General features: G+C 71.7%; 22 protein-coding genes and 1 tRNA gene. 9 read left to right on the forward strand and 14 right to left on the reverse strand.

Annotated elements, in window-relative coordinates:
* Positions 1 to 37 precede the first annotated feature (37 nt).
* Positions 38 to 109 (reverse strand) — tRNA-Val (locus MTR79_RS26620).
* A 217-nt stretch (positions 110 to 326) separates the two neighbouring features.
* On the opposite strand from MTR79_RS26620, the gene MTR79_RS26625 reads away from it, so the two are divergent.
* The 3 genes from MTR79_RS26625 to MTR79_RS26635 all read left to right on the forward strand — a co-directional run bounded on the left by MTR79_RS26625 (position 327) and on the right by MTR79_RS26635 (position 2911).
* Complete coding sequence (locus tag MTR79_RS26625; RefSeq protein ID WP_189365119.1) at positions 327 to 1133, forward strand: DUF4097 family beta strand repeat-containing protein; 807 nt, start codon at positions 327 to 329, stop codon at positions 1131 to 1133.
* A gap of 128 nt (positions 1134 to 1261) precedes the next feature.
* A complete protein-coding gene (locus MTR79_RS26630) occupies positions 1262 to 2650 on the forward strand; it encodes a hypothetical protein (RefSeq protein WP_244793306.1) in 1389 nt (462 codons plus the stop codon).
* Positions 2651 to 2686: 36 nt separating this feature from the next.
* Positions 2687 to 2911 carry a zinc ribbon domain-containing protein gene (locus tag MTR79_RS26635; protein WP_048457645.1) on the forward strand — a complete coding sequence of 75 codons (225 nt, stop codon included), beginning with the start codon at positions 2687 to 2689 and terminating at the stop codon, positions 2909 to 2911.
* A gap of 29 nt (positions 2912 to 2940) precedes the next feature.
* Here the strand turns inward: MTR79_RS26635 and MTR79_RS26640 are convergent, their stop codons facing one another.
* On the reverse strand, positions 2941 to 3588 hold the full coding sequence (locus tag MTR79_RS26640) for a response regulator transcription factor (protein ID WP_048457644.1): 648 nt from the start codon (positions 3586 to 3588) through the stop codon (positions 2941 to 2943).
* Complete coding sequence (locus tag MTR79_RS26645; protein ID WP_244792119.1) at positions 3579 to 4721, reverse strand: sensor histidine kinase; 1143 nt, start codon at positions 4719 to 4721, stop codon at positions 3579 to 3581. The genes MTR79_RS26640 and MTR79_RS26645 overlap by 10 nt, the downstream gene beginning before the upstream one ends.
* Before the next feature lie 153 nt (positions 4722 to 4874).
* On the opposite strand from MTR79_RS26645, the gene MTR79_RS26650 reads away from it, so the two are divergent.
* Entirely contained in the window at positions 4875 to 5699 is an 825-nt protein-coding gene (locus tag MTR79_RS26650) for a DedA family protein (RefSeq protein ID WP_244792120.1), read from the forward strand.
* 74 nt (positions 5700 to 5773) lie between these two features.
* Here MTR79_RS26650 and MTR79_RS26655 read toward each other — a convergent pair whose 3' ends face one another.
* From MTR79_RS26655 to MTR79_RS26665, 3 genes are all read right to left on the reverse strand, one after another.
* On the reverse strand, positions 5774 to 6583 hold the full coding sequence (locus tag MTR79_RS26655; RefSeq protein ID WP_048457641.1) for a hypothetical protein: 810 nt from the start codon (positions 6581 to 6583) through the stop codon (positions 5774 to 5776).
* A complete protein-coding gene (locus MTR79_RS26660; RefSeq protein ID WP_244792121.1) occupies positions 6583 to 9183 on the reverse strand; it encodes a phosphoribosyltransferase in 2601 nt (866 codons plus the stop codon). The genes MTR79_RS26655 and MTR79_RS26660 overlap by 1 nt, the downstream gene beginning before the upstream one ends.
* Positions 9184 to 9304: 121 nt before the next feature.
* Positions 9305 to 10471 (reverse strand): HpcH/HpaI aldolase/citrate lyase family protein, encoded by a 1167-nt coding sequence (locus MTR79_RS26665; RefSeq protein WP_189365124.1) that lies wholly within the window; start codon positions 10469 to 10471, stop codon positions 9305 to 9307.
* Between the two features lie 173 nt (positions 10472 to 10644).
* Between MTR79_RS26665 and MTR79_RS26670 the strand changes: the two genes are divergently transcribed.
* Complete coding sequence (locus MTR79_RS26670) at positions 10645 to 11586, forward strand: TerD family protein (protein WP_189365125.1); 942 nt, start codon at positions 10645 to 10647, stop codon at positions 11584 to 11586.
* A gap of 49 nt (positions 11587 to 11635) precedes the next feature.
* Here MTR79_RS26670 and MTR79_RS26675 read toward each other — a convergent pair whose 3' ends face one another.
* The 6 genes from MTR79_RS26675 to MTR79_RS26700 form a co-directional block, all read right to left on the reverse strand.
* Positions 11636 to 12373 (reverse strand): Tellurium resistance, encoded by a 738-nt coding sequence (locus tag MTR79_RS26675; RefSeq protein WP_102639559.1) that lies wholly within the window; start codon positions 12371 to 12373, stop codon positions 11636 to 11638.
* A 135-nt stretch (positions 12374 to 12508) separates the two neighbouring features.
* Positions 12509 to 13648: a DUF475 domain-containing protein gene (locus MTR79_RS26680; RefSeq protein WP_048457636.1), complete on the reverse strand. Its 1140-nt coding sequence runs from the start codon at positions 13646 to 13648 to the stop codon at positions 12509 to 12511.
* 48 nt (positions 13649 to 13696) lie between these two features.
* Positions 13697 to 14272 carry a TerD family protein gene (locus MTR79_RS26685; protein ID WP_048457635.1) on the reverse strand — a complete coding sequence of 192 codons (576 nt, stop codon included), beginning with the start codon at positions 14270 to 14272 and terminating at the stop codon, positions 13697 to 13699.
* A gap of 151 nt (positions 14273 to 14423) precedes the next feature.
* Complete coding sequence (locus MTR79_RS26690) at positions 14424 to 14999, reverse strand: calcium homeostasis/redox stress adaptation protein (RefSeq protein WP_048457634.1); 576 nt, start codon at positions 14997 to 14999, stop codon at positions 14424 to 14426.
* A 112-nt stretch (positions 15000 to 15111) separates the two neighbouring features.
* On the reverse strand, positions 15112 to 15570 hold the full coding sequence (locus MTR79_RS26695) for a peroxiredoxin (RefSeq protein ID WP_048457633.1): 459 nt from the start codon (positions 15568 to 15570) through the stop codon (positions 15112 to 15114).
* A 118-nt stretch (positions 15571 to 15688) separates the two neighbouring features.
* Positions 15689 to 16126 carry a DUF3052 domain-containing protein gene (locus MTR79_RS26700; protein WP_031018687.1) on the reverse strand — a complete coding sequence of 146 codons (438 nt, stop codon included), beginning with the start codon at positions 16124 to 16126 and terminating at the stop codon, positions 15689 to 15691.
* Between the two features lie 403 nt (positions 16127 to 16529).
* On the opposite strand from MTR79_RS26700, the gene aceE reads away from it, so the two are divergent.
* A complete protein-coding gene (gene aceE, locus MTR79_RS26705) occupies positions 16530 to 19277 on the forward strand; it encodes a pyruvate dehydrogenase (acetyl-transferring), homodimeric type (protein ID WP_086700536.1) in 2748 nt (915 codons plus the stop codon).
* Between the two features lie 76 nt (positions 19278 to 19353).
* Complete coding sequence (locus tag MTR79_RS26710; RefSeq protein WP_086700537.1) at positions 19354 to 20118, forward strand: potassium channel family protein; 765 nt, start codon at positions 19354 to 19356, stop codon at positions 20116 to 20118.
* A gap of 49 nt (positions 20119 to 20167) precedes the next feature.
* On the opposite strand, the gene MTR79_RS26715 is transcribed toward MTR79_RS26710, so the two are convergent.
* Positions 20168 to 20476 carry a hypothetical protein gene (locus MTR79_RS26715; protein ID WP_048457630.1) on the reverse strand — a complete coding sequence of 103 codons (309 nt, stop codon included), beginning with the start codon at positions 20474 to 20476 and terminating at the stop codon, positions 20168 to 20170.
* Between the two features lie 240 nt (positions 20477 to 20716).
* The gene (locus MTR79_RS26720; RefSeq protein WP_086700539.1) at positions 20717 to 22336 is read right to left on the reverse strand and encodes an MFS transporter; all 1620 of its coding nucleotides are present in this window, start codon (positions 22334 to 22336) and stop codon (positions 20717 to 20719) included.
* Positions 22337 to 22447: 111 nt separating this feature from the next.
* On the opposite strand from MTR79_RS26720, the gene MTR79_RS26725 reads away from it, so the two are divergent.
* Both MTR79_RS26725 and MTR79_RS26730 read left to right on the forward strand, forming a co-directional pair.
* Complete coding sequence (locus MTR79_RS26725; RefSeq protein WP_189365127.1) at positions 22448 to 23137, forward strand: TetR family transcriptional regulator; 690 nt, start codon at positions 22448 to 22450, stop codon at positions 23135 to 23137.
* Positions 23138 to 23191: 54 nt separating this feature from the next.
* On the forward strand, positions 23192 to 24409 hold the full coding sequence (locus MTR79_RS26730; RefSeq protein ID WP_102639550.1) for an alpha/beta hydrolase: 1218 nt from the start codon (positions 23192 to 23194) through the stop codon (positions 24407 to 24409).
* Positions 24410 to 24439: the final 30 nt, after the last annotated feature.

Raw genomic sequence — 24439 nt, forward strand, 5'->3', positions numbered from 1 at the left:
GCCCCTCACCGGACGGGTGAGGGGCCTGTGACCCGTGTGGGCGCGGACGGTTTCGAACCGCCGACATCCTGCTTGTAAGGCAGGCGCTCTACCCCTGAGCTACGCACCCCTGACCCGTCGCTCGCCGCCCGGGTCGAGTGGACAGACTACATGGCGGGGGTCACGGTCCCGCAAACCCCTCACGCCCCGGCACGGGGGATATCCCCACCCCGGATCCGCCGGTCGGCAGGATCCCCTCCGGGCCCCCGTCTCCCTACGGTCGAAGACGTCCGACGCCGCCGCACCGCGCGGCCGTCCGTCAGCCGTACCTCCAGGGGGAGCCCGCCATGACCGCCGCCGCCCGCACCACCTCACCCACCCGCACGTCCCGTCCCGCACGGGCGCGCGCCGCCGCGCTCGCCGGCGCCGCCGTGGTGCTCGGCGCCGCGCTGAGCGCGTGCGGGGCGTCGGCGGCCGACGACGACGAGCCCGAGCACCGCGCCTTCGACCTGCCCGGCACGGGCCTCACCGTCGACTCCGACGACTCCGCCCTGGAGATCGTCGCCTCGGACGAGCAGCCGGAAGGCGAGATCGCGGTCACCCGCTGGTTCCAGGGGACCGTCGCCATCGGCTCGGACCCGGAGGTCACCTGGTCCATGGACGGCGACCGGCTGGTGCTGCGCGAGAACTGCTCCGGCATCGTCGCCGACTGCTCCGCCAAGCACCGCATCGTGGTGCCGCGCGGCGTCGCCGTCACCGTCGAGAGCGACGACGGCAGTGTCCGTGCCGACGGTTTCCGCGACGCGCTGGCCGTCCGCACCAAGGACGGCTCGGTCCGCGTCACGGACACCAGCGGGCCTCTGGAGCTGCGCAGCGGCGACGGATCGGTGCGCGCCGAGGTCTCCTCCCCCACCGTGCGCGCCCGGAGCGGCGACGGCTCCTTGCACCTCGTCCTCACCGCCGTGCCGGACCGGGTGGAGTCCCGCAGCGGCGACGGTTCGACGACCATCGAGCTGCCGCGTGGCAGCTATCGGGTGGACACCTCCACCGGCGACGGCGGCGAGGACGTGACCGTCCCGCGCGACGACTCCAGCTCCCGTGAGGTGACCGCACGCACCGGCGACGGCAAACTCACCGTCCGCACCGCGAACTGACGGGCCCGTGTGTTCGTCCTGTACCGGTGGGAGAATGACAACGGGCAGGGCGAACGACAGTACGGGAGAGGGATGTGACGGCGACACCAGCACAGCCGTACTCGCCGTCGGAGCCGCGCGTGCCTCGCGTGCGCCGCGCCCCCTTCCCCGGACCGGCGGGCCGGAGTGCCCGCCGCGCCCGCCGGGGTGCTTCCGGATCCCTGCGTGACGCGCTCGCTCTGGCGGCCCTGCCGCTGGTGGCGGCGCTGGTGCTGCCCGCCGCGTTCGCCGGGGGCGGCACCCGGCGCTGGTTCGGCGGGCGCGCGGAGAACCAGCGCGCCGAGGCGCAGGCCGCCAAGGACGCCGCGGCCGCCGCCTTCTACGAACTCGACACCGCCCAGCGCGACCTGCGGATCTCCATCGAGACGATCACCGCCGTCGACGACTCCCCCGCGGCCCGCCGCGCCGTCGACGACTTCGCCGAGCTGGGCCGGCGTATCGACGAGGCCAGCCACCGCTACATCGGCGCCGTCGACGCCCACGACCTCGACCGCGACGACCTGGACGCCTCGACGGCCTCCCGGGCCCGAGCCGACCTGACCGCCGCCAAGGACGAACTGGGGCGGGTCAAGCAGGACCTGGACCGGTTCGCCGACGGCCTCGGCCCGCTGCTCGGCAAGGCCGAGACCCAGCTGGCCCGGCTCGCGCCCGCCGTCGAACGCGCCCGGCAGGCGCTGCTCGCCGCCTCCCAGGCCCTCGACTCCGCCCGCGGCTCCGGGCTGAAGGCCGACGACCTCGCCTCCCGTCTGGCCGCCCTGTCCCCCGAGCTGACCAAGCTGAACCAGGGCGCCGGACAGCACGGCGTGCCCGCCACCCTGGACCGGGCCGCCCGCGTCACCCGCGAGGCTGAGGCGATCCGCGTGGAGGCCGAGCGGCTGCCGGAACGGGCCGCCGAGATCGACCGCCGACTGGTCTCCCTGCGCACCCGCGCCCAGGCCCTCACCACCCGCTCCGAACAGGTCGAACCCATCCTCAGCGAACTGCGCCGGCGCTTCACCGTCGCCTGCTGGCAGGACCTCCAGGGCGTGCCCGAGCTGGCCGAGCGCAACGTCCGCCAGGCGGAGTCCCGTCTCGCCGAGGCCCGCACCGCCCGCGACGATCAGCGCTGGGCCGACGCCACCTCCCTGCTGTCCACCGCGCGGGCCCTGCTGAACACCACCGACGAGGCCGTGTCCGCCGCCGGCGACCGCCTGCGCCGGCTGAACGCCGTGCAGAAGGACCCCGAGCAGGAGATCGAACGCACCCGGTTCGCCATCCGGGACGCCCAGCGGCTCGCCATGGCCGGCCGCAACACCCCCGACCCGAGCCACGCCCGCCCTCTCGACGACGCCGTGGCCCGGCTGGAGCGCGCGATCGCCGGACTGGAGGGCCGCCACCCCGACTACTGGCACTTCCTCACCGAGACCGAGGCGGTCCGGGAGACCGCGAGCCGCGTGGTGACCCAGATACGCGAGGAGCGCGGCGCCGGCGCCAACTGACCGGCCCCCTTCCACCGGTCCGGTTAACCTGTGCCCATGCCTCGCTACGAATTCCGCTGCCGCACCTGCGGCGACACGTTCGAACTGAGCCGTCCGATGGCGGAGTCCTCCGCCCCCGCGGCCTGCCCGGCGGGTCACGACGACACGGTCAAGCTCCTCTCCACGGTCTCGGTCGGCGGCGCCGCCTCCGCGGCGGCCCCCGCGCCCCGCCCGGCCGGCGGTGGCGGTGGCGGCTGCTGCGGCGGGGGCTGCTGCGGCTGACACCGTCCCGCCACCGCCGGCCGGGCGGGTCAGCTGCCCAGGTAGCGGAGCACCGCCAGCACTCTGCGCGAGTAGCCCTCTCCTCCGCCCGCCAGCTCCAGCTTGTCGAAGATCGCGTTGGTGTGCTTCTCCACCGCGCTCTGCGAGATGTGCAGCCGGCGGGCGATGGCCGCGTTGGTGTGCCCCTGCGCCATCTCGGCCAGCACCGAGCGCTCCCGCGCGCTGAGCCGGGCCAGCGGGTCGACGTGCGTGGTGCGGCCGAGCAGCTGCCGGACGACCTCCGGGTCGAAGGCGGCCCGCCCGGCGGCCACCCGCTCCAGCGCGTCCAGGAACTCGTCGACCTGGACGACCCGGTCCTTCAGCAGATAGCCGACCCCTTCCGACTCGCCCGTCAGCAGCTCCGTCGCATACCGCTTCTCCACGTACTGCGAGAGCACCAGCACCCCCACCTCGGGGCGGCTTCGGCGGATCTCCAGGGCCGCCCGCAGCCCCTCGTCCGTGTGCGTGGGCGGCATCCGGACGTCGGCGACCACCACGTCCGGCGGGGTCACGGCGACGGCCTGCAGCAGCCGGTCCGCGTCGCCGACGGCGGCGAGCACCTCGTGCCCTTCCTCCGCCAGCAGCCGCACCAGCCCCTCCCGCAGCAGAATGGAGTCCTCGGCCAGAATCACGCGCACGGCAGCTCCGCGGTCACCAGCGTCGGCCCGCCCGGCGGACTGCGCACCTCCAGCCTCCCGTCGAGCGCGGCCACCCGTCTGGCCAGTCCGAACAGGCCGCTGCCCGACGCGTTCGCCCCGCCGCGGCCGTCGTCCTCGACACTCACCCGCAACGCTCCCTCCTTCAATGCGATCGCGACGACTATCCGGCTCGGCGCCGCGTGCTTCACCGCGTTGGTCACCGCCTCGCAGACGACGAAGTAGACGACCGTCGCCACCGGTCGCTCCGGCTCCCCGCTCAGGCCGTACTCCACCCGCACCGGGACGGACGCCCGCTCGGCGACCGTCTCCAGCGCCGCCCGCAGCCCGGCCTCGTCCAATGTGGTGGGGTAGATCCGCCAGGCCACTTCTCTCAGGTCGTCCAGGGCCTGCCGGCTCTCCTCGTGCGCCTGGCGCAGCAGCCGGTCCGCGCGCTCGGGGTCCTGGCTGCGCAGGGCCCGGCCGAGCAGCATGCCGAGCGCGACCAGGCGCTGCTGCACCCCGTCGTGCAGGTCCCGCTCGATGCGGCGCCGCTCGTCGTTCACCGCGTCGACCACGGCCGCGCGGCTGGCGGACAGCTCGGCGATGCGCCGCTCCAGCTCCTCCTGGTGGCGGGGACCGAGCATGCGGCGGGCCAGCTTCCCCTCCAGCTCGGCGACCGCGAGTATCCCCTGCACGGTGAGGAAGAGCAGGAAGAGCCCGGCAAGCGACGTGTAGACGACCGCGCCCGTGTTCCGCACGTCGTCCACCAGCAGCCACAGGTACATCCAGGACGTGCCGTAGCCGAGGCCGACCGCCGCCGAGAGCATCACCACCGCGCCCAGCACGCCGAGGGCCCAGCGGCAGGCCAGATACTGCAGGGCCTGCGTGTCCTCGTACACGGGAGAGGTGTGGACCCGGAGCCAGACCCGCAGCCGGGCCCGCTCCAGCTCCGTCACCTGCCGCGCACTCGCGAGGACCGGGCGGAGCACGGCCCGGCGGGGCCGCGGCCAGGCCACGACGAGCAGAAGCAGCAGGCCGGCCAGGACGGTCCCGAGCAGCTCGACGACGGCCGCGGCGGCCCCCCACATGAGACCGACCGCGCACCGCACCACACGCCGCGCCATGACTCGCATGATCGCGAGACTAGCCGGGCCGGCCGGGGGCACACACTGCGGAAAACCGCAATTCGCCCTGCGGGAAACCACACGCGTTCGTACGGGGAACCGCAGGCGGTCGTGCGGCTTTCCTCAGCGACCCTTCAGCTCCGATTTCCTAGCTTGGACGACATGACAGCCATCGCAGCGCAGACGATCACGGCGGCCTCGGGCACGGACGCCGGACCGCAGTGGGTCAACGACCTCATGGACGCCCTCGGCGCGCCCGGGGCCGGCATCGCCATCGCGCTCGAGAACCTCTTCCCGCCCGTACCGAGCGAGGTGATCCTGCCGCTGGCGGGGTTCGCCGCGAGCAACGGGCGGATGGGCCTGATCGCCGTGCTGCTGTGGACCACCGTCGGTTCGGTGGTCGGCGCGCTCGCCCTGTACGGGGTGGGAGCGCTGCTCGGCCGGGAGCGCACGCTGGCGCTGGCGGGACGGCTGCCGCTGGTGAAGGTCTCGGACGTGGAGAAGACGGAGGCGTGGTTCCTGCGGCACGGGTCGAAGGCCGTGTTCTTCGGCCGGATGATCCCGTTGTTCCGCAGTCTCGTGTCGATACCGGCCGGGGTGGAGCGGATGCCGCTGCCGCTGTTCCTCGGCCTGACGACGCTGGGCAGCGCGATATGGAACACGGCGTTCGTGCTCGCGGGCTACGCCCTCGGGGACAACTGGTCGCAGGTGACGTCCGTGGTGTCGGCCTACTCGAAGGTCGTGCTGGCGGCGGCCGCCCTGGCCCTCGTGGCCTTCGTCGTCATACGCCTGTTCCGCTCGGGCGGCGGCAGCCGTCGCGCCGGCCGGGGTTCGGCTTCGAGGGACAGCGGCTCCCGTGACGCGGGCGCCCACTCCGGCGCGGAGTCCGGCGCCGGCGGGGCCGGGACGGCCGACGGCGCCTCGTTCGCGCACGCCCGGCCCGCCCGTTCGGCAGCCGACACCCTCAGCCTGCGCCGCCCCGAGTGAACCCGCCGCCTGGCCCCGGCCGGGGGCCGGCCTCAGCGGACCGGCCCCGGCGGACCGGCCCCGGCGGACCGGTCTCAGCGGGAGCGGACGGTGCGGAGGAGCTCGCGGAGGATGCGTTCGCCGGCCAGCACTCCCCGCTCGGGCAGGGCCCGGACGCCGGGGGCCGTCCAGGAGTCCTCGGCCAGTTCGCCGTGGCCCGGGCGCCAGCCCAGGTCGGCGGCGAGGAGCAGGTCCGCGTCGAGGAGCGAGTCGCCCGCGGCGAGGGTCAGGTCGGCGCCGGTGCGCCGGGCGACCTCCCGCATGGCCGCGCTCTTGGTGAGCGGCTTGGGGACGGCGTAGATCTTGCGGCCCTGGAGGGAGACCGTCCAGCCGCGGTTCTCCGCCCACTCCCCGAGTTCCTTCACCCACTCCTCGCGCAGCAGCTCGCGTTCCACGACGAGGTAGGCGAAGAGATCCTCGGCGGTCCGGTGCTTGCGCACCCACACGGGGTCGGCGGTGCGCAGCAGGTGGTCCTGGACCTCGGACAGCGGGGCGCACTCGTCGGCCAGCCGGTCCTGGACGCGCGCGTGCCAGTCCCGGTCGGAGACGCCGTCGACGAGCAGATGCCCGCCGTTGGCGCAGATCGCGTAGGTGGGAGGAGGACCCGGGAGGTTGATGCGCTGGTACTGCTTGCGGGTGCGGGTGGTGGTGGGGACGAACAGGGCCTCGTCGCCCAGCTCGGTGAGGAGCTGGGCCGCGGTCTCCGTCAGGTAGGACAGAGGCCGGCTCTCGTGGACCTCCACGCACAGCAGCCGGGGCGCCCGAGCGTCGGGCATGGTCAGGGCGAGTGCGGCGGCCGAGTAGATGAGGGTGCGGTCGAGGTCGCTGGCGACGATGACGGGCATCAGCGGGTCACCGCCGTGCCGTCGGCGCCGGTGGCGCCCCGGGTGTAGCGGGGGTGGATCAGGCCGACGCAGGTGTAGGGCAGGTCGGGTACCTCCTCCACGGGGACGCCACGCTGCTCGGCGAGGAGCCGGACGTGGTCGAGGTCGCTGCCGGCCCCGGCTCGGGCCAGCACCTTCCAGGGCACCCGGCGCAGCAGCACGCGGGTGGTCTCGCCGACGCCGGGCTTGACGAGGTTCACGTCGTGGATGCCGTACTCCTCGCTGATGCGCTCCACGGCGGCCCAGCCCGCCCAGGTGGGCGTGCGGTCGGCGGCGAGCAGGTCCTTGGCCTCGGCGCAGGCGGCCTCGGTGACCTCGTCGAAGCGGGCGGAGACGGCGTCGAGGAAGGCCACGGACAGGTCGGAGTCCGCGAGTTCGCGGTAGTACTTGGCGCCGTGGTAGTCGTCGGGGCCGACCAGGTCGGCGCGCAGGACGGTGCGTGAGATCAGGCCGGAGACCGTGGAGTTGAGGCAGGCGGACGGGATCAGGTAGTCCTCGCGGGTGCCGTAGGTGCGGACGCAGGAGCCGGGGTCGGCGAGGACCGCGATCTCCGGGTCGAAGCCGGAGACGCCGTGGACCTTCTCGAACTCCTCGACGGCCTGGGCGAGTTCGCGTGCGATGGCGCCCTTGCCTGTCCAGCCGTCGACGAACACCACGTCGCGCGGGTCGTGGTGGGCGGCCAGCCAGCGCAGGGCGTTGGCGTCGATGCCGCGGCCGCGGACGATGGAGACGGCGTAGTGCGGCAGGTCGAGGCCGTGGCGGTGCTGCGCCCAGCGGCGCATCAGGATGCCCACCGGGGTGCCCGCGCGGGCCAGCGACACCAGCACCGGGCGGGGCATGGAAATCCCCCCGCTCGGGCGAAGCCGGGAGTGGGGGCGCTCGGCGAGGACGACCTCGGTGACCACGCCGACCGCGTGCGCCAGGCGGGCGGCCGAGGCGTCCAGGGCGTTGTGGAAGAGCTGCTGGTACTGCTCGCTGGGCTGGTACTCCACGGGCAGCGACTCGGCGTAGTGGGCGCCGCCGCTCTGGATGGCCTCCTCACGCTCCTCGGTCGGCGCCTCCAGCGTCACGTCCGAGAGGTCCTGGAGCAGCCAGCCGACCTCCTCGGGCGCGTACGACGAGAAGGCGGGGCCGCGGAGGGGCTCGGGCAGCATGGTGACGGGCCTTTCGGGGGCGTCCTGGGCGCCGGCGAGTGCGGCCGGCACGTACGACGGTACGACCGCCAGGAGGACGTGCGGGGTGTGTTCGGCGAGCCGGGCGAGCAGGCCGTCGGGGGCGTGCAGCGCGGGGGTGTCGGCGGCGGAGTCGACGACGGCGACCACGGCGTCGAAGCCGGCGCCGGCGACGTTGTAGGCGTAGCGCTCGCCGGGGCCGTCGACGGGGTCGTCGTGGGCGGGGAAGACGAGGCGGGTGCGGATGGCGTAGCCGGGGTCGTCGACCGCCAGGACGGGTGAGCGGGTGGTGGTGCTGTAGCGCACCTCGGCGGTGGTGGTGCGCTCCAGTTCCGCGGCCAGCCGCAAGGGGGCGTACATCAGTTCCTCGAAGCCGAGGATGAGGACACGGTGCGCGTCTTCCGGGAGGGCGGTGGCTATTCGGTCCGCCATGGCGGGGAGGGCGGCGTCCAGTTGGGCGCGGTGGGTGGGGGTGAACCCGTGTCGGCCGCCGTCAGGGAGACGCGCCGGCCAGCGGAGGCCCACTCGTGTGACGGTGCCGGGTGACTGCGGCCCGGTGGAGGCTGGTCGCGCAGTTCCCCGCGCCCCTGGGTCAGCTGTCCGGCCGGCGCCCTGAGAGTCGCCGGTGACCGACTCACCCTCAAGGGGCGCGGGGAACTGCGTGCTCGGCCCTGACGGCGCCGCGGCCGTCTCGAACCGCGCGACCAGCGCCTGCCCCTTCTCCAGGACACCGTCAGGCAACCGCACCGTCCCCGAGGCGACCGTCACCAGGTCGATCCGCGCCCCGATCTCCCGGGCGAACTCCTCCAGCCGCCCGGCGTCGGCCGCCGACCGCATGTCGACCAGGGCGACCACGACATACCGCTCCCGCGGGTACCGCGCATGAAGGTCGCGCACGGTGTTCAGCACCGTGTTCCCCGTCGAGAACTCGTCGTCGACCAGAACCAGCGGCCCGTCCCCGGCCAGCAGGGACGGGTCCTCCGGCAGCAGCAGGTGGGAGGTGGCGTGCGAGTGGGACTCCTCGAAGCCGCCGGCGGTGGCGACGCCGGCGACCGGGCGGCGCGTGGAGTGCAGGTAGGGCGCGGTGCCCAGACCGTCGGCGACGGAGTGGCCGAGGCCGGTCGCGGTCTCGGCGTACCCGAGGACGACGGCCTGCGCGGCCGCCGCGTCGCCCAGCAGCTCCCGCACCCGGCGGCCGAGCTCGACGCCGTGTCCGTACACCACGGACGGCGTCTGGGGCACGTGCTTGCCGAGGAGGTTCGACACGAGCAGGTGGGCCCGCTTGGGGTTGCGCCGCAGCGCCAGCCCCAGCATGCCGCGCAGCCGTTCGTCGCCGGCCAGCTCGACGCCGAGCCGCTCGGCGACCCAGGTGCCGGACCAGGTGTTCACTCTTGTCTCCCTCTCGGTCACTCGCCGACCGCCCCGGTCGGTCCGCCCCACGCCCCGCTCACTCCGCCCGACGCCCCGCTCGCTCCGCCGACCGCCTCGGCCACTCCTTCCCACGCCCCGCTCACTCGGCCAGACCGGCCGCGAGCAGTTCGACGAAGCCGATGTCCTCGTCGGCCACGCCGAAGACCTCGGCGCGCAGCAGGGTCCGCTCCGCCCAGGCGCGGTGCGGCTTCACCTCGTTCATCTTGTTCGTGTACGCGGACCGCAGTACACCTCCGCCGTCGCGTTCCGGCCGGAGGATGTCCTGGGCGTCGCTGAACTCCTCGTGACTGACGACGGACAGCGCGTGCACGGGCAGGACGTGGGAGGGGTGGATGCAGGTCTTGCCGAGGAGGCCGTTGGCGCGGTCCAGGGAGATCTCGCGGAGCAGGCCGTCCATGGCGTGCTCGATGAGCTTCTGGCGCAGCGCGGTGGCCTCCACCTCCAGGAACGGGCTCTGCCGCAGTTGCGGCTTGAACATGCGCTCCTGCACCCGGAAGTACTCCCAGACGGGCCCGGTCACGGTGAAGCCGGTGCCGTCGGCGCGGCCGAGCATGTTCACCACGTCGGAGATCACGGAGGCGACGACCTGGATGTCGTACGCGGTCATGTCGGGGCCGCGGCGCAGCCCGTAGGAGGAGCAGAAGTCGGTGACGCCCAGGCGCAGGGCGAGCACGCGGTCGCGGTACTTGTCGACGGCGCGGAAGATGCCTTCGAGGGTCTCGACGCGGCTCTCGCGGTAGAGCAGCTCGGGCGACTCCAGCACCGGCATGGCGAAGAGACGGCGGCCGGAGGCGGCCTCGGCGGCGGTGAGCGCCTCGAGGAACGGCAGGCCACGCTCGGCGGTGAACTTGGGCAGCACGAATCCGGACAGCACCGCGACGGCGGGGCCGAGCCGTCGGACCAGGTCGCCGATCTGCTCCGGCACGCGGACCCGGACGAACAGCAGCGGCAGATCCGCCCCGGGCCGTCCGGCGAGGTCGGTGAGCTGGCGGACCAGGTTCTCCTCGCCGGCGACGACCTCGGTGTCGCTGATGGAGTCCTCCAGGCACAGCACCATGGAGACCACGCCGCGGTCGCCCTGCTTGAGGACGTCGTCGGCGAGCCGGGGCCGTGTGGCGGGGCTGTAGAGCGTGGCGCCGAGCGCCGCGGACAGCACCCGGGCCGGGGAGTCGGCGGTGAACTCGCAGGGCTCCCGATAGAAGAGACGTTTCCGCACCTCAGGGGCGATGTGCCCGAAATGACGCATTGAACTCCCCCGTGGTTGTAGTGGACTCTGTGGAGTGCCGGAAGGTGGCCGGTAATAGTACGTAGAAGCCCATGTCGGCGGTTCCCGCCGGGCATGAACTTCAGGTAACCCCGTGATGACGGAGCCAACCCCCCGCATTGTCGTGACCAGGACGGAGAAGGCAGGATGACCGCATGACGCACGCGATGCTGAAGGGGTCGAACGTTCCTCTCGAGGCCACCACGGTACGCGCCGTGCTGCGCTGGTCGCCCGGGCAGGGGGTGCCGGACGTGGACGCCTCCGCGCTGCTCCTCGGTCTCGACGGCCGCGTGCGCTCCGACGAGGACTTCGTCTTCTACAACCAGCCCCGGCATCCGTCCGGGAAGGTGTGGCGGCTCGGCAAGAAGCGCGCGGCCGAGAGCCTGACCGACACGATCCAGACAGACCTCGCCGGTGTCGAGTCCGGTGTCGGCCGGATTCTGCTCGTCGCGTCGGCGGACGGGGTGACCTTCGACCGTGTGCAGGCGCTGCGCATCCTGCTGTACGACGCGCAGAGCCCGGACGGGGAGGCACTGGCGTACTTCGACGTGAAGCCCGAGACGGGCCAGGAGACGGCGCTGATCTGCGGCGAGCTGTACCGGCGCGGAGAGGGCTGGAAGTTCCGGGCCCTCGGCGAGGGCTATTCGAACGGTCTGAAGGGTCTGGCGACCGACTTCGGTATCTCGGTGGACGAGTCGGAGGCCGCCGAGGAGCCGGAGGCGTCCGCCACGCCCGAGCCGCCCGCGCGGACGCCCGGGTCCGCCTCACCCGACGCGGTGACGCAGGCGCAGGCACCGGCGGCGCCGGCCCCGGAGGTGTCCCGCCCGCTGCCGCCCGAACAGCCGCCCTCGAGCGTGCCCACGCAGCCCGCGTACGGCTACCCGCCGCAGCAGCCCCCGGCCACCGCGCCCGCGCAGCCCGCCTACGGCTACCCGCACCCGACGAGCCCGCCCGCGCACGGATACCCGGCGCCCGCACCCGCCACGGCGGCGGCCCAGGCGGCGCAGGACCGGTACGGCTTCCCGCCGCCGGCCACGGGCGCGCCCGACCCGGACTTCCGGCTGCCGCCGCAGGGGCCGCAGTTCATCGGACGCTGAGGGCGCGCACCCTCACCGACATCGGTGCACGCCCCGGGCCGACCGCGCCTCAGCGGTCGGCCTTCGTCTTGAATCCCCGGCCCCACTGCAGGCCCCAGCCGTACAGCCGGTCCAGCTCGGCCTGGAAGCCGTAGACGAACCGCACCTCGCGGCGCACGACGATCTCGTTCTTCACGTTCTCGATCAGCACCACCGCGCAGGAGCGGGCCTGCGGCTGGCGTTCGTCGAGGGAGATCTCGATGCGCGGGCCGTTGCTCGGGTAGAGCGTGACGACGGCCTCGGTACGGTCGAAGGCGGGCGTCTGGTCGTAGATGTAGGCGAAGACCAGCAGGCGTTTGATGTTCTCCCGCTGGTCGAGGTTGACGTAGATCGTCTCGCCGGAGGCGGAGCCGAACCGGTCGTCGCCGCTGAGCTTCACGTACGGCGGGCCGTTGACGTCGCCGAGGTAGCCGCCGAGGGGCTGGACCACGCCCTTGGTGCCGTCCTGCAGCTCGTACAGGCAGCCCAGGTCCAGGTCGACGTTGACCATGGACTGGCTGTGTCCGACGACCTCCGGCGGCTTGAGCGCCTTGAACGGGTGGCGCAGCAGGCTCTCCCGCTGCAGGCCGCCGATGTCGGAGGTGCGCATCTGCCAGCTCAGGTTGATCCGCAGGTGGCCGGTGGCGGCGCCCTGCTTGGTCAGCGACACCTGGCCGTGCCGCTTGGTCAGCTCGATGGCGTTGGTGGCCGCGTTGCCGGAGTCGAAGTCGTCGTTGCGGCCGCGCCGCAGTCCGTCCAGTAAACCCATTCCCGCCCCAAGTCCACTCGTCGAACCCCCGCCGGTGGCCGCGGGGCGCCGGTGCGCCGCACGGCCGACGGGGCGGCCTGCGAGGACTGCTCCTCGTGGCCGCCCCGTCGAGAGCGTTCCTCACCCGGAGGGCCGTCACACCCCGGACGGGACCTCGGTCTTCTCGCCCGCCTGTGCCTCGGCCTCCGCGATGCGCTTGTTGCGGCGCACGGAGGACCAGAAGGAGGCGCCGATCAGGACGACGCCGATGAGGCCGGTGATGATCTCGTTGATCTCGTACTGGATGGTGACGAGCAGGATCATCGCCAGGGCGCCGATGGCGTAGTGCGCGCCGTGCTCCAGGTACACGTAGTCGTCAAGGGTGCCCTGGCGGACCAGGTAGACCGTGAGCGACCGGACGTACATGGCGCCGATGCCGAGGCCGAGCGCCATCAGGACGATGTCGTTGGTGATGGCGAAGGCGCCGATGACGCCGTCGAAGGAGAACGACGCGTCCAGGACCTCGAGGTAGAGGAACATGAAGAACGCTGCCTTGCCGGCCAGGGCGATCGCCGACTTGGGCTTGCCCTCACGGGCCGCCTTCTCCTCCTCCTCGTGCTCCTGTTCCTCCTCCTCTTCGAGCTTGTCCTCGAAGTAGCCGGAGAGCCCGCCCACGATCATGTAGGTGATCAGACCGGCGATACCGGCCAGCAGGACGGTCTCCGCCTTGTCCACGTGCGTGCCGCCGTGCTGGTGGGCGTGGGTGGCGAAGGTCATGGCGGAGATCAGCAGGATGATCAGCGCGATGCAGACCGACAGCATGTCGACCTTGCCGAGCTTGGCCAGCGGCCGCTCCAGCCAGGCCAGCCACTTGATCTCCCGGTCCTCGAAGATGAAGTCGAGGAAGATCATGAGCAGGAACATGCCGCCGAAGGCCGCGATGGCCGGGTGGGCGTCGGTGACGAGCTCCTGGTAACGGTCCTTGTCGCTGAGCGCGAGGTCGACCGCCTCGATGGGACCGAGCTGCGCGCTGACCGCGACGATGACGACGGGGAACACCAGTCGCATGCCGAAGACGGCGATCAGGATGCCGATGGTGAGGAAGATCTTCTGCCAGAAGGCATTCATCTTCTTCAGGATTCCGGCGTTGACCACCGCGTTGTCGAAGGACAGCGAGATCTCGAGGATCGACAGGATCGCCACGATTCCGAAGGCGGTCCACCCCCCGAAGAGGAATGCTGCGACCAGGCCGAGCGCGGTCACCGCGAACGACCAGCCGAAGGTTTTCAGAACCACTGGCTACCCCATGTGTGTGTACGGGTCTCCCCCGCCGCCGCGGCGGCTTTACGAAACGTTGACCCCGAAGTCTAGAGCGATGCCGCGCAGGCCCGACGCGTACCCCTGCCCTACTGCACGGAACTTCCACTCGCCCTGGTAGCGGTAGAGCTCACCGAAGATCATCGCGGTTTCCGTGGAGGCGTCCTCGCTGAGGTCGTAGCGGGCGAGCTCCTGGCCGTCCGCCTGGTTCACGACGCGGATGAAGGCGTTGCTGACCTGGCCGAAGGTCTGGCCGCGCTCGTCCGCCATGTGGATGGACACGGGGAAGACGATCTTGTCGCACTGCTGCGGCACCTTGGAGAGGTCCACCAGCAGGGACTCGTCGTCCCCGTCGCCCTCACCCGTGAGGTTGTCGCCGGTGTGCTCCACGGAGCCGTCGGGGCTCTTGAGCTGGTTGTAGAAGATGAACCACTCGTCCCCCATGACGCGGCCGCCGCTGCACAGCAGGGCGCTGGCGTCCAGGTCGAAGTCGGCGCCCGTGGTGGAGCGCGCGTCCCAGCCGAGCCCGACCAACACCTGCGTGAGGTTGGGTGCGGCCTTGGACAGAGAGACGTTTCCCCCTTTGGCGAGCGTGACGCCCATGATGCTGGTCCCCCTCCGGGTGGTGTATCCAGGTGGTCCTGCACTCCCCCGCGAGGGGGCGTCCCCGGGCGCCGCGCGTGGAGTGCGCGCGGCGCCCGGGCGGTGGCCGTACGGGACGGCCGCTCGGGTCTGTACCCGGGACGTGTCCGGCTCAGACGTTCACACCGAAGTCCTGCGCGATGCCGCGCAGACCCGAGGCGTAGCCCTGGCCGATGGCGCGGAACTTCCACTCCGCGCCATGGCGGTACAGCTCGCCGAAGACCATCGCGGTCTCGGTCGAGGCGTCCTCCGACAGGTCGTAACGGGCGATCTCGGCGCCGCCGGCCTGGTTGACGACGCGGATGAACGCGTTGCGCACCTGGCCGAAGGACTGCTGGCGGTTCTCGGCGTCGTAGATGGAGACCGGGAAGACGATCTTCTCCACGTCGGCCGGGACGGTGGCCAGGTTGACCTTGATCTGCTCGTCGTCGCCCTCGCCCTCACCGGTGAGGTTGTCACCGGTGTGCTCCACGGAGCCGTCGGGGCTCTTGAGGTTGTTGAAGAAGATGAAGTGCGCGTCGCTGGCGACCTTGCCCGAGTTGTTCAGCAGGAGGGCGCTGGCGTCCAGGTCGAAGTCGGTGCCGGTCGTGGTGCGGACGTCCCACCCCAGTCCGACGATGACCGCGGTCAGGCCCGGCGCCTCCTTGCTCAGCGATACGTTGCCGCCCTTGCTGAGGCTGACTCCCACGAGTCCTCCCTAGGTGTCCCGGGGCGGGATGCCCCGTTGTGCATGGATGTCGGATCAACGAGTCGATCCTAGTGACGGGTTCCCCGGACCCGCAGGGCCTGGGGACGGACGTTCACAGGGTGTCGAGCGCCGCGAGGTACTCGCCGGCGTCACGGGCGTCCGCCATCCCGCTGCTCACGGTGGCGCGTACGACGCCCTGCCGGTCGATCACGAAGGTGCCCCGTACGGCGCAGCCCTTGTCCTCGTCGAAGACGCCGTAGGCGCGCGAGACGTTGCCGTGCGGCCAGAAGTCGCTGAGCAGCGGGAAGGGAAGATCCTCCTGCTCGCCGAAGACGCGCAGGGTGTGGATGGAGTCGTTGGAGACGGCGAGCACCTCGGCGTCGCGCTCGGCGAACTGCTCCAGCCGGTCGCGGATCTCGCTCAGCTCGCCGGTGCAGACACCGGTGAAGGCGAACGGGTAGAAGAGCAGCACGACGTGTCTCTGCCCACGGAAGTCGGACAGGCGCACCGGGGCGCCGTGGTTGTCCTTGAGCTCGAAGTCGGGGGCCTGCGCTCCGACCGGGATCGTCATCGTCGTTCTCGTCCCTCCGGGGTGGTGCCGTGCGACCACCCTACGCAGGCAGGACGAGGGTCCCGCGAACGGGCCGACGCGTGCGGCGCACGCCGCCGCCGGCCCGTCCGGGGGTGTGTCACCGCTTCGACTTGGCGGCCTTCGGGGTCGCCAGCCGGCTGCCGCTCCAGTCCTTGCCCACGCTGACGCTCTTGGACGCCGTCAGGCCGGCCGTGGTGGCGGCCTCCGAGATGTCGCTCGGCTCGACGTAGCCGTCCCGGCCGGTCTTCGGCGTGAGCAGCAGGATCGCGCCGCCCTCTTCGATGTACGTGGTGGCATCCACCAGCGCATCCGTCAGGTCGCCGTCGTCGTCACGGAACCACAGCACAACGGCGTCGGCCACGTCGTCGTAGTCCTCGTCGACGAGGTCGCTCTCGATGACGCCCTCGATGGCCTCGCGGAGCTCCTGGTCGACGTCGTCGTCGTAGCCGATTTCCTGGACCACCTGCCCGGGCTGGAACCCCAGCCTGGCGGCAGGGTTCGTCCGCTCCTCCGCGTGGTCCGCGGTCGCGCTCACGGGTTGCCTCCTGATCATGTCTTGGGAATATCTCAGCCACGCGCGTGCGCGAAGCATTGGCCGTAGTCCACACGGGCGGGACGGATCGCGCAAGTACCCGGCCGTGCGGACCGCCGAAACGGTGACGATCCCGGCCGGGTCACCGCAACTCCAGGCACCCCGTCTCCGTCAGTAGTGATGGACACCACACCTTTGTGCCCCGTTTGGGCGTTTGGGAACCGTCTGTGGGTACGAGACTCGCATGTACTCGCCCCTTGGGTCACCGTACCGGCCGCGCCGGGGGATTACCTCTCGGTAGAGATGACGTCCGCGGCCGCGAGGTGGAGCATGGGAGCGGCGCACACCGGGCCGCGGCGAGCGAGACGACGGCCCATCCACGGCCCTCTGACAGGTAAGGAACAGCGTGGCTTCCGCATCCGATCGCAGCCCGATCATCATTGGCGGCCTTCCGAGTCAGGTTCCTGACTTCGATCCCGAGGAAACCCAGGAGTGGCTCGACTCCCTCGACGCCGCGGTCGACGAGCGCGGCCGGGAGCGGGCCCGTTATCTGATGCTGCGGCTGATCGAGCGAGCCCGCGCCCGGCGCGTGGCCGTGCCCGAGATGCGCAGCACGGACTACGTCAACACGATCCCCACCCGGGCCGAGCCGTTCTTCCCGGGCAACGAGGAGATCGAGCGCAAGATCTTGAACGCGACCCGCTGGAACGCCGCCGTGATGGTCTCGCGCGCCCAGCGCCCGGGCATCGGGGTGGGCGGGCACATCGCGACGTTCGCGTCCTCCGCGTCTCTGTACGACGTGGGCTTCAACCACTTCTTCCGCGGCAAGGACGAGGGCGACGGCGGCGACCAGGTCTTCTTCCAGGGGCACGCCTCGCCGGGGATCTACGCCCGCGCGTACCTGCTGGACCGGCTGAGCGAGCAGCACCTGGACGGGTTCCGCCAGGAGAAGTCGGCGGCGCCGTACGCGCTGTCGTCGTACCCGCATCCGCGGTCGATGCCGGACTTCTGGGAGTTCCCGACGGTGTCGATGGGGCTCGGCCCGATCGGCGCCATCTACCAGGCGCGGATGAACCGCTACATGCACGCGCGGGGCATCGCGGACACCTCGAAGTCGCACGTGTGGGCGTTCCTCGGCGACGGCGAGATGGACGAGCCGGAGTCGCTGGGCCAGCTGAGCATCGCGGCGCGCGAGGGCCTGGACAACCTGACCTTCGTGGTCAACTGCAACCTCCAGCGGCTGGACGGCCCGGTGCGCGGCAACGGCAAGATCATCCAGGAACTGGAGTCGATCTTCCGCGGCGCCGGCTGGAACGTGATCAAGCTGATCTGGGACCGCTCCTGGGACCCGCTGCTGGCCCAGGACCGCGACGGCGTGCTGGTCAACAGGATGAACACCACGCCGGACGGTCAGTTCCAGACGTACGCCACGGAGTCCGGGGCGTACATCCGCGAGCACTTCTTCGGCGACGACCACCGGCTGCGCGCGATGGTCGAGGGCATGACCGACGACCAGATCCTGCACCTGGGGCGCGGCGGCCACGACCACCGCAAGATCTACGCGGCGTACAAGGCGGCGGTGGAGCACAAGGGCCAGCCGACGGTCATCCTGGCCAAGACGATCAAGGGCTGGACGCTGGGCCCGAACTTCGAGGGCCGCAACGCCACGCACCAGATGAAGAAGCTGACGGTCGACGACCTGAAGCACTTCCGGGACCGGCTGCACCTGCCGATCTCCGACAAGGACCTGGAGTCCGGTCCGCCGCCCTACTACCACCCGGGTCCGGACACCGAGGAGATCCAGTACATGCACGACCGCCGCCGGTCCCTCGGCGGGTACGTGCCGACGCGGGTGGTGCGCGGCAAGCCACTGGCGCTGCCCGAGGACAAGACGTACGCGAGTGTGAAGAAGGGCTCGGGTCAGCAGTCCATCGCGACGACCATGGCCTTCGTGCGACTCCTCAAGGACCTCATGCGGGACAAGGAGATCGGCCGCCGGTTCGTGCTGATCGCGCCGGACGAGTACCGCACGTTCGGCATGGACTCGTTCTTCCCGAGCGCGAAGATCTACAACCCGCTCGGCCAGCAGTACGAGGCGGTGGACCGGGAACTGCTGCTCGCGTACAAGGAGTCGCCGCAGGGTCAGATGCTGCACGACGGCATCTCCGAGGCGGGCTGCACGGCCTCGCTGATCGCGGCGGGCTCCGCGTACGCCACGCACGGCGAGCCGCTCATCCCGGTGTACGTCTTCTACTCGATGTTCGGTTTCCAGCGCACCGGCGACCAGTTCTGGCAGATGGCCGACCAGCTGGCGCGCGGTTTCGTGCTCGGCGCGACCGCGGGCCGCACCACGCTGACCGGTGAGGGTCTCCAGCACGCCGACGGGCACTCGCAGTTGCTCGCGTCGACCAACCCGGCGTGCGTCGCGTACGACCCGGCGTTCGGCTTCGAGATCGCGCACATCGTCCAGGACGGGCTGCGCCGGATGTACGGCTCGTCGGAGGAACACCCGCACGGCGAGGACGTCTTCTACTACCTGACGGTCTACAACGAGCCCATCCAGCACCCGGCGGAGCCGGAGAACGTGGACGTCGAGGGCATCCTCAAGGGCCTGTACCGCTTCAGCGAGGGCACCTCGGGCTCGCTCCCCGCGCAGATCCTGGCGTCCGGGGTGGCGATGCCGTGGGCGGTCGAGGCGCAGAAGATCCTCGCCGAGGAGTGGAACGTCAAGGCGGACGTCTGGTCGGCGACCTCCTGGAACGAGCTGCGGCGCGACGCGGTGGAGTGCGAGGAGCACAACCTGCTGCACCCGGAGGAGGAGCAGCGCACCCCGTACGTGACGCGCAAGCTGGCGTCGGCGCAGGGGCCGGTGGTGGCGGTGTCCGACTGGATGCGGTCGGTGCCGGACCAGATCGCGCGCTGGGTGCCGGGGACGTACCAGTCGCTGGGCGCGGACGGGTTCGGCTTCGCGGACACGCGCGGGGCGGCGCGGCGCTTCTTCCACATCGACGCGCAGTCGATCGTGCTGGCGGTGCTGACGGAGCTGGCGCGTGAGGGGCACCTGGACCGCTCGGTGCTGAAGCAGGCGATCGACCGGTACCAACTGCTGGACGTGGCGGCCGCGGACCCGGGCGCTGCGGGCGGCGACGCCTGACGGCGCCCCCGGTCACGGACATAAGCGGGCCGGCGGTCCTTGGGGCCGCCGGCCCGTCCGCGCCTACGATGCCCCCATGGCCGAACCGACCGCACTGGACCGCTGGGAGCGGCGTACGCAGATCCCGCTGATGGCTCTCGCCGTCCTCTTCGCGATCGCCTACGCGCTGCCGATCGTGGACCCGGACGCCCCGCGGCCGCTGCTGACCGCCTGCCACGCCGTGAACTGGGGTGTATGGTGCGCGTTCGCCGGCGACTACGCGGTCCGGCTGTGGCTGAGCGAGGACCGGATGCGGTTCGTGCGTGGCAATCCGCTGGCGCTGCTCGCGGTCGTGCTGCCGCTGGTGCAGCCGCTGCGGCTGCTGCGGCTGGTCTCGCTGCTGCTGCTGGCCGGGCAGCGGGCGCGGCTGGCGTCGCAGATCCGGGTGACGACGTATGTCGCCGGCTGCTGTCTGGGGCTGCTCGTCTTCGGTGCGCTGGCCGTGCTGGAGGTGGAGCGGGGCCGGCCGGACGCGTCCATCCACACGCTGGAGGACGCGGTGTGGTGGGCGTTCACGACGATGACCACCGTGGGGTACGGCGACATGGCGCCGACCACCGGATGGGGCCGGATACTCGCGATCGGGCTGATGCTCTCCGGGATCGCGCTGCTCGGTGTCGTCACCGCGAACATCGCCGCGTGGTTCATCGCGCGGTTCGAGATGGACGACGAGGAGGAGCGCCGGCAGACGGCGGCCATCCATGCGCTGACCGACGAGGTCCGCTCCCTGCGCGCGGAGATCGCGGCGCTGCGGGGGCAAACGGCGGATCCGGCAGCCGGGCCGCCGCGCGAACTGGCGTGAGTGAGGGCCCCCGGCGCCCCACCGGAGACCCTCGGTTCTCGCGCCCGGGTCAGAACATGCCGTACCCAGGGGTCGGCCCGGCCAGCCAGACGAGGGCCAGGAGCGTGTCGATCGCACCCAGGATCAGGGCGACCAGGGCGGGCGCCGAGCGGGAACCCCCCGCCCAGCTGCGGCCCATGGCGAGCCACCCGCAGACCATCGCCACCGGGCCGAGAACGATCCCCAGCACGAAGAAGCCGGCGACCGCGCAGATGGCTCCGATGATCCCGAGCGTCGCGCGATCCGGCCCGGACCGTGACCACGTCCGGCCACGTGTGCGGGGGTGCCTGCGCGTTCCGTGTCCGAAGCTCGCCATCATCAACTCCCTTTGGGGTGTGTTGACATGGCGGGTACCCCCGCTTCTGCGGTGGATTCATCCCGTTGGGACGGCCAGTGGGGCCGCCGCTGCGCGCCGCCCCCCTCCAGCAGCGCGCAGCGGCCGTCGTCCTCACTGCCCCGCACAGGACTTGACCTGCTGTGACCTGCGGCGCCTTCCCGCGGGGAGAAATCACCGCGTCGGTTCGTCCCGGCGAGTGACACCGGGTCGCACGACGGCCCGTCAGATGTGACCGACGCCCGCGCCCGCCTCCGCGTTCTCGCCGCGCTTGGTGAACAGCGCGACCAGGACCGCGACCGCGGCGACCCCGGCGGCGACCAGGGACGCCAGGCTCATGCCGGAGATGAAGGTGTCGTGGGCGACGTCGGTGATCTTCGCGGCGATCGCCTCGGGGGTGCCCTTCGCCACCGGCGGCACACCCACCTGGACCGCCTCGGACGCCGCGCCGGTCTGCTCCGGTGTCAGCGGAGGCAGCCCGGCCTTCGCCCAGTTGCCCGGCAGGTCGCCGTCCACCTTGGAGGCCATCACGGCGCCCAGCACGGCGGTGCCGAGGCTGCCGCCGACCTGCATCGCGGACTGCTGGAGACCGCCGGCCACACCGGACAGCTCCAGCGGCGCGTTGCCCACGATGACCTCGGTGGCGCCGACCATGACGGGGGCGAGACCGAGACCGAGCAGGGCGAACCAGACCGACATGGCGAGGCTGCCGGTGCTCTTCTCCAGCGTGGAGATGCCGTACATGGCGAGCGCGGTGCAGGCCATGCCGAACGCGAGCGGGATCCGCGGGCCGACCTTGGTGATCATCACGCCGGCGAGCGGGGAGCCGACGATCATCATGCCGGTGAGCGGCAGCAGGTGCAGACCGGCGTCGACCGGGCTGAGACCGTGCACGTTCTGCAGGTAGAAGGTGACGAAGAACAGGCCGCCCATGAAGGCGATGGCCATGAGGACCATCAGCACCACACCCGCGGACAGCGGGACGGAGCGGAAGAGGGCCAGCGGGATCAGAGGCTCCTTCACCTTCGTCTCCCAGAAGGCGAAGACGAGGAAGCCGACCACGGAGGCGCCGATGAACGCCCAGGTCCTGCCGTCCCCCCAGCCCCACTCGGGCGCCTTGATGAGCGCCCACACCAGGCAGAACATCGCGCCGGACAGCAGGGCGATGCCGGGGATGTCGAAGGAGCGCGGCGCGTTCTCCGCGCGGTGGTCGAGCAGGATCCACACGCCGAGCGCGACGGCGAGGACACCGACCGGCACGTTGATGAAGAACACCGACTGCCAGTTGACGTGCTCGACGAGAACACCGCCGAGGATCGGGCCGCCGGCGGTGGAGGCGCCGATGACCATGCCCCAGATGCCGATGGCCATGTTGAGCTTCTCGGCGGGGAACGTGGCTCGCAGCAGACCGAGAGCGGCCGGCATCAGAAGCGCGCCGAACAGGCCTTGGAGCACGCGGAAGACGATGACGAGCGTGATGCTGTCGGACAGGCCGATGGCTCCGGACGCGGCGGCGAAGCCGACCACGCCGATGAGGAAGGTCTGCCGGTGGCCGAAGCGGTCACCGAGCTTGCCCGCGGTGATCAGGGAGACCGCAAGGGCGAGGAAGTACGCGTTGGTGATCCACTGGACGTCGGCGAGGGTGGCGCCCAGGTCACTGGCGATGGCCGGGTTGGCGATGGCCACGATGGTGCCGTCCAGGGCCACCATCATGACGCCCACGGCGACGGTGAACAGCGTGAACCAGGGGTGTCCGCGCAGCCCCTTGCCGGGCGTCGCCTCCGACGGGCCGGCCGGAGGGCCGTCCCCCTGTCCCGCCTTGTCGAGGGTGGTCTGACTAGTCATACGTTCGACACTAATGACAGTCACTGACAGTTGACAAACCAATTCACCAGTCGGTTGCTGACAGGACATCCGCGTATAGCCTGAACTGGGCAAACGGTTCAAGGAGGAGCCATGAAGACGGTCGGGACCGCCGTGGGCGCGCCGCCACGGCCGGGGCTGCGTGAGCGCAAGAAGCAGCGCACCCGGGACGCCCTGGTCCGGGCCGCGCTGGAGCTCATCGCCGCGCGCGGCTACGACGGCACGACGGTCGACGACATCGCCGCGGCCGTGGACGTCTCCCAGCGCACCTTCTTCCGCTACTTCGCCAGCAAGGAGGAGGTGGCGCTGTTCGTCCCCCACCTGGCGGAGCTGCGCGTCGCCGAGGCCGTACGGGCCCGCCCGCGCGACGAGGCGCCGCTGGAGACGCTGCGCCGGGCCGTGCTGGACAGCTGGGACGCCATCAACGAGGCCGTGGGTGAACTGGTCCCGCTGGAGCTGCACATGCGCGTCTACCGGGTCATCGAGTCCACGCCCGCGCTGCTCGCGGCACATCTGCGCCGGGCGGCGGAGCTGGAGGAGGAACTGGCGGGCATCATCGCCGAGCGCGAGGGGCTGGACGTGGACACCGATCCCCGGCCGCGCATCCTGGTGGCCGCGTTCGGCGGGGTGATCCGGGTGGCGGAGCGGCGGTGGTCCGCCGGGGACGACCCGAGCACGGAGGCGCTGCGGGAGCTGATGCGGACGTGCCTGGACCATGTCGGACCGGCCCTCGCCACGAACTGGCGTACGACTGCATCCCTGAAACGGCACAACGAAACGTGATCCCGGTCACGGGATTCCCGCGAGACACTCTCGTTCTCCTAGTGTGTCCTCCCAGTGACTTCCTTCGACACCTCCCCCCAGCTGAACGTGTGGCGGGCGCTCCTGGCGCTCGCCGTGGTCTTCGTGATGCTCGCGACCACCGGCTGGACGGCACTGCGTCACCAGCGCCACCCCGCTCCCCTGCAGGCGTCGCTCGCCGCGTGGGAGGACGGGCGGGTGGCCGGGAAGCGGCTGCCCGACCCGCAGTCGCAGCCGACGCGACTGGCCCGCTTCTTCGCATCCCTCACCGACGCGCAGCGGATCCGGCTCGCCGAGCGGTATCCGCTGGCGGTCGGGAACATGAACGGCGCACCGGTCGAACTGCGCTACCGCGCCAACCGCATCGCGCTGGCCGAGGCCCGCGGGACCGAGCTCAGACGGGTGCGCGACAGCCGGCTCACGCCCGCGGGCCAGGAGCAGGCGGCCCGCAGGCTGGACCGCATCGAGTCGCTCATGCGGCCGGAGAGGCGCATCCTCGCCTTCAACCCGGCGGGCACCGGACGGGTCGCCGAGGTCTTCGGTGACCTGCGCCACGCCGAGCGGGTGTCGGTGGTCGTCCCCGGCGTCGACACCGATCTGCTCACCTTCCAGCGCTCCGAGCGCCGGCACACCGCCCCCGTGGGCATGGCCACGTCGCTGTACGAGGCGCAGCGGCAGGCCGATCCCGCGACGCGCACGGCCGTGGTCGCCTGGGCCGACTACACCGCGCCCAGCGGGCTCGGCATGGACGCTGCCACGGCGATGCGCGCGGAGGACGGCGCGGACCGGCTGGACGCGATGGTGCGGGGGCTGCCCGGCCTCGCCCCGGTCTCGCTGTTCTGCCACAGCTACGGCTCGGTGGTCTGCGGACTGGCCGCGCGGGACCTGCCGGAGCGGGTGTCCGACATCGCCGTGGCCGGCAGCCCGGGGATGCGGGTGGAGCACGCCTCCCAGCTGCGCACCACCGCGCGGGTGTGGGCGATGCGGGACGCCGACGACTGGATCCGGGACGTGCCCCACCTGGAGCTCGGCGGACTGGGCCACGGGGCCGACCCGATGGCCGACGGGTTCGGCGCGCGTCTGCTGTCGGCCCGTGACGCCAAGGGGCACGCCGGGTACTTCGTGCCCGGCACGGACAGCCTGCGGAACTTCGCGGGGATCGGGGTTGGCGCATACACGGCGGTGTCATGTGCGCACCGGAACGACACCTGCCTGGCAGGTTTGTCCGGTACGACCCCTACCGGACGCGCGTAGAAGCGGAGATACTGCGGTATGCGTGGGGAG

Source organism: Streptomyces sp. BJ20 (assembly GCF_022869105.1).
Taxonomy (GTDB): domain Bacteria; phylum Actinomycetota; class Actinomycetes; order Streptomycetales; family Streptomycetaceae; genus Streptomyces; species Streptomyces griseoincarnatus.